Origin of the sequence: Limnobaculum eriocheiris, from assembly GCF_021010575.1 — a bacterium.
Classification (GTDB): domain Bacteria; phylum Pseudomonadota; class Gammaproteobacteria; order Enterobacterales; family Enterobacteriaceae; genus Limnobaculum; species Limnobaculum eriocheiris.
This window is the reverse complement of sequence record NZ_JAJNAG010000079.1, coordinates 1-5,248: the sequence shown is the minus strand read 5'-3', so window position 1 is coordinate 5,248 and position 5,248 is coordinate 1. Positions and strand designations below refer to the sequence as shown.

Here is a 5,248-nt window from a genome sequence, read left to right as displayed (position 1 = left end):
ATCAAAATAACTATTTTTGAACCGTCCCGTATTAATCGTAATATCACCGTCATAGGTCTCAATCGTCCCTGAACGGTTCAGCACCAGACTGTTGGCATTCCCTGCCGCATCCTTCTGCATCCACAGGCTATTACCCGCAAGAATATCCCCTTTCAGGTTGCTGATGTTGTCAGCAAACAACCGCATATCCCCTGCGGCATACAGCAGGGAGCTGTTGGTAATGTTGTTGACCGCGCTCAGCAGTAAATCACCACCCGCACCGGTAAAACCACTGTGTACAATCGAGTTCTGGCTGGTTATCTCAATATTGCCGCCGGACTGAAGATTACTGTTGTCCCCCAGTACAATGTCCGCACCGCTTAACTTAAGAACCCCCGTACCGGCAGCAATATTTCCCTGACTGGTCAACAGGCCGCCACTGCTCAGACTGACGCTTTGCCCCTGCAAAGTACCGTTTTGCGTCAGTGCACCTGAGGTACTAAGAGAAAGTGAATTGCCCGCCGCGATGGTGCTGTTGTGGGTGAAATCCTGATTAAGACCAACCGAGATATCCGTTAATGCCAGTATCTGACCGGCGTGGTTTAACACATCGCTGATTAATGTCAGATTACCGCCGCTGAACAGCCTGCCGCTGCTCTGGTTATCGGTCAGTTGGGTATTAATATCCAGTTGATTCAGCGCCAGCACCGTGCCGCTGTTGGTGAGGGTCTGCCCGTTAATCGTAACGGTTTGCCCCTGCAATGTGCCCTGCTGCTGAATGGTGGTGCCGTTAAGTGTCAGCCCGGCATCAGACTGCATGATGCCCAGTTGATTAATATTCGCGCTGGTTAAGGTCAGGCCGCCACCGGAAGCCAGTGTCCCCTGCAATAACGCACTCTGACTGGCATTCAGAATCATACCCTGACGCGCCTGAATATGGGCCGTCTCCAACGCCGTTAATAACGGTGAATCCAGCGAGAAGGTACCCCCGGTAGAAATCAGTCCGGCTAAGGTGCTGGCAGAAGCCATCACCGCAATATGGCCATCACTTAACAGCTGACTTCCCGCGAGGGTATTCAGGGTGGTGCTATTCACCCGGATATCATTCTGAGCTTTAACCGAACCCGCCAAATCAATGCGCGCAGACTCAAGGGTCATTCTGCCATCGCTGAGCAACAGGCCCGATGGTTCAACCTTCAGCCACTGACGTGCGGTCAGGTTCAATGTCTGCTGTGACCCCAGGCTACCGGACAGCGTGACGTTATCCGCCGTCAGCGTTGTCTGAGCACCGGACAGCATGATGCCGCCGTTATTTACCGTTCCGGCGGTGATATTCTGTGAGCCCTGAGCCTGAATTTTGCCCTGATTGTTCAGTGAAGTAACATTAATGGTGCTGTTGCCGTTGGTGGCAAACAGCGCCTGATTGACCCATTCAGCGGTGGATAATGACAGGGTATTGCCGGAACTCATCTCACCCAGACTGTCAACCCGTTCCGTGGTTACCACATTCAGATTTTGCTGAGCCTGAATTTTTGACTGTGCGCCGGTTTGCAGACGGGTTCCACTCAACGCGATATTCTGTCCGGCGCTGACGTTACCATCCAGCGCCAGATGGCCACCCTCAAGACTGACGTTGGTCAAACCGGTTACACGGGAAGCAGCATCCTGCTGTATGGTCTGCTGGCCTCTGGCCTTTACCTGACCGGCAGAAATCTGGCTGTTGTTCCATAACTGATGCTGTGCATCCAGTTGGACTGTACCCTGACTGCCGACCATACCCTGTGCGTCCACCCCTGCCGCCACGCTGGCATTGGTCAGTTGCAGGCTCTGCTGGCTGCTCAGGTTAACGTTATTACCGGCAGCTACAGTGCCATTGCCAACCGTTATCTGCCCCTGACTGTTAAGCGTGACGTTACCCGCCGATGAGACTGCCCCTTGCCTGATGTCAGTCTGACCACGGCTGGTTAAGCGGATATCGCCCCCCGCTTTATGATTGCCCTGTAGCGCCAGCTCATCGGCCTGCACCGTCAGGTTGCCCTGAGACAGCGTATGATTCAGCGTCAGTTTACCGTTAGCATCCAGTTGGATATCGCCCTGTCGGGCATTCAGATTACCCAGGTTAACCCCGACGCCCTTTTCGCTGGACACCATATGAATACGGTTGGCGTACATGCCGCCTAATGCGCCGGTATCAATCGCCACTCTCGGTGCTGCACCGTCTCCGGCAATCGGGGTAATACTCCCGTCACTACCTACCCGGTTACTGCCGCTGATAACGCTTAAATCTTTCGCATAGACCGCCGCATTGACTTCGGTGGCACGGGAGATAATCGCCAGTGAACTGCTGTTGCTGGCATCCAGCCCCTGCCCTTCAATGGTAATCGTGCCCTTACTGACTTCCAGGGCCTGCACATTGCCCTGCGCATCCAGCACCGGTTTACCGGTGGTCAGCGTGACATTTGGCGTATTGATAAACCCGCAGCCGTTACAGGTGATACCGTACGGGTTAGCCACCATCACATTGGCCTGTTTACCCGCCACTTCGGTATACCCCTGGAGCTGCGAACGATTGGCACCCACCACCTCATTGATAATGGCGTTCGCTTCCTGTCCGGCTTTCAGGTTGGGGTTATTCTGAATCAGTCCGCCCAGTTGAGTCTGATTCAGTGCCTCTGTGGCATTGTTTAGAATCAGCCCTTCTTTACCGACGTTAAAGTTCTGATACTGGTTATGAGAGACACCAGCGCCGTTTGGCGTGGCGATATTCACCACCGGTACACCGTTAGCCGCATTATCCGTTGAGGTATTGCCACCGGCGACATCTATCCCTGCCGCCAGTGCCGGGGCCATTGGCTGAATACACAACAGCACGCTAATCAGATAGCTCAGTACACGGCGGCGAGTTGAAACTGGTAACACTTCCATGTTGTTTTTCATTGTTGTTATCCCGTGTGTTTAATTAAAACATCAGTCCAATGCGGTAATAGACGGAGTACCGGTCTGGTTCCAGCCAGTCCGGATATTTCAATGGCTTTGATACAGTAAAACTGCTGGAAACATGGCGATGAGCCGTAGACAATCCCACTGCCGCCCCCCACAGGGTACCGGAGGCATATTTATCCAGACTGTCGTGATGCAGGTAACCACCATCCACCGCGGTCACCAGGCTCACCTGCCCCATGACCGGCATAGTAAACAGGTAGGTATTCAGTTCATTTCGCAAGTAGCCACCGCTGTCACCCGCCAGATACTGCTCTTTAAACCCTCTGACCGAGCTTTCTCCGCCAATGGTTAAGCGTTCACTGCCGTACAACCGGTCCGGGGTCCACTGACCGTATACGCTGCTTAACCAGGTAACCCGCTCGCTTAACGGAAAATAGTAACTGCCGGACAGGCTCCATTTAGAGAATTCTGCTTTAGGTGCACCGGAAGGTTTTCCGTCATCATCTTCAGCCCCCAGCCATGGCACACCCTGACTGTAAGCCGGATTGAGCGTGGCAAAACCACCCCATAATTTTTGACCGTGGTTAATACCCACAGTGACACTGGAGAGCTTGCGGCTGCTGCTTTGTAACAGCACATCATTAAGATAGTTACGGCTGATGCGATGGGTGATGCCTAAGGAAAGCCCCGTTTTAATATCCCCGTCGCGATACAGCGTCCAGCTGCTGTTGAGACGATGGGTCTGGGTATCCCCCCGCGAACGCCAGTAATAGCCACGGTTATCAATACTGCTCAGGTAGTCACTCCAGGAGTAACTGTAATCAAACAGGGCGTAACCATAAGGTACGCTGAGGCTGGCCTGTAAGCTTTGAGCATCGTGGCTGTTAGACAAATCACTGCTTTTGGCACCGTTAACGAACCACTTATCGGCTATTCCCAGTAGATTATTGCCGGTAACTGAGCTGTTCATCTGCCCGGTACCGGTACTTTTCTGGCCGCTGTTATCAAAGCCCAGTGTGAAACTCAGCGGAAATTCCGGGGTAGCCGACAGATTCACCACCGAAAGCCCCTGCTCGCTGCCCGGTAAGATTTCAATCTGTACCGGAACGGTACGCACCCGGTTAATCTGCTCCATCCCCTGCTCTATATCCCGCAGGTTAAAAATATTCCCTTCCAGACCGGGAAATGCCATACGAAGGGCGGTGGTGGATTCACCTTCCAGCAGTACTTTTTCCAGTTTGCCCTCCAGCACCCGGATATTTAGTTCGCCGGAAGAGAGGTCCTGTTCGGTTAAAAAAGCCCGACTGGTAATGTAGCCACGGCTGATATACCACTCTGAAATATCTTCAACCAGTTTGGATATTTGTGAGATGCCAATGCATTGGTTGATATAAGGTTGAACCAGTTGATTTTTTTCTTTTTCCGGCAAATGCATTGCCTGTTCAATATTGATTTGAGAAATAAGGAAGCGGGGACCTTGTACTTCTGGTGTTGATATTGATATTTGTGGTGAGGTGCGTAGTTCTGCATTACGTTCTAAATCTTCTCGTTGCTGCTGGTTTTGCAACAGGATGTCGCGTTGTTGTAGTTCGATATCCCCTCGTTCTGCAGGACTTAATGGTTCGCTATAAACAGACAAAGAAAAACTCAAAAGACCAAGAGCACTTAATGAGAAAATAATTGTTCTAATTGTAGGTAAACACGTTGATGAATATAAGTAGGTAAAACATTTCCACACGTAACTTTCTTTTAAAGACATACCTTATCCATGGTGGTTAGCAGAGCAATAAATATTCAACTAATTACTTTGCACTTGATTATAATAAATTATTAAGAAGCTCAATGCTAATTGTAAAGATATTATCGCTTAATTCATACCTAGTAAAATTACCAGTTATTTGTCTGAGAATGGCTATGGGATAAATGTCAATTCTTGATACAAACGCATGACTGAATATTTTTAAACTCAGCAACAATACGATGAAACCGAAAACTGAAGGTTCATACTGTTTATATATAAAAATGAATGATCGTTAAAACCGATCAATTCCAACAATCACGATCGAAACAAACGATCAATACAACACCAATAAACTGGTAGATTAAAATTAAAAAATAATAAATCTTCAATCGATTCAGGACTAAGTTTCATGGCGTTCAGTATCTATGTTCCGATCATTCGTAATAATGGCGAAGGGTTTGTAAGCACACCCATTTTAGTACCACATACTTTTTGAGATTTCTGGGTTTTCAGCCATCAGCCGGTATTCTTCCGGTGTCAGGTTATTCAGGGATTCATGGGGCCGCTCACTGTTGTATTCATTCA

Annotated in this window: 2 protein-coding genes and 1 pseudogene; all 3 read right to left on the bottom strand. The window is 49.8% G+C overall.

Annotated features, from left to right (window positions below):
• On the bottom strand, window positions 1-2,916 hold a 2,916-nt coding region (locus LPW36_RS17385), incomplete at its 3' end, for a two-partner secretion domain-containing protein (RefSeq protein WP_230611840.1).
• A gap of 22 nt (window positions 2,917-2,938) precedes the next feature.
• On the bottom strand, window positions 2,939-4,681 hold the full coding sequence (locus tag LPW36_RS17380) for a ShlB/FhaC/HecB family hemolysin secretion/activation protein (RefSeq protein ID WP_420844814.1): 1,743 nt from the start codon (window positions 4,679-4,681) through the stop codon (window positions 2,939-2,941).
• A gap of 457 nt (window positions 4,682-5,138) precedes the next feature.
• Window positions 5,139-5,248, bottom strand: a pseudogene (locus LPW36_RS17375) (integrase); the annotation flags it as partial.

Bases quoted from the DNA above. Each gene is read 5' to 3' on its own strand.
- LPW36_RS17380 (WP_420844814.1), bottom strand. From the start codon at position 4,681: ATGTCTTTAAAAGAAAGTTACGTGTGGAAATGTTTTACCTACTTATAT.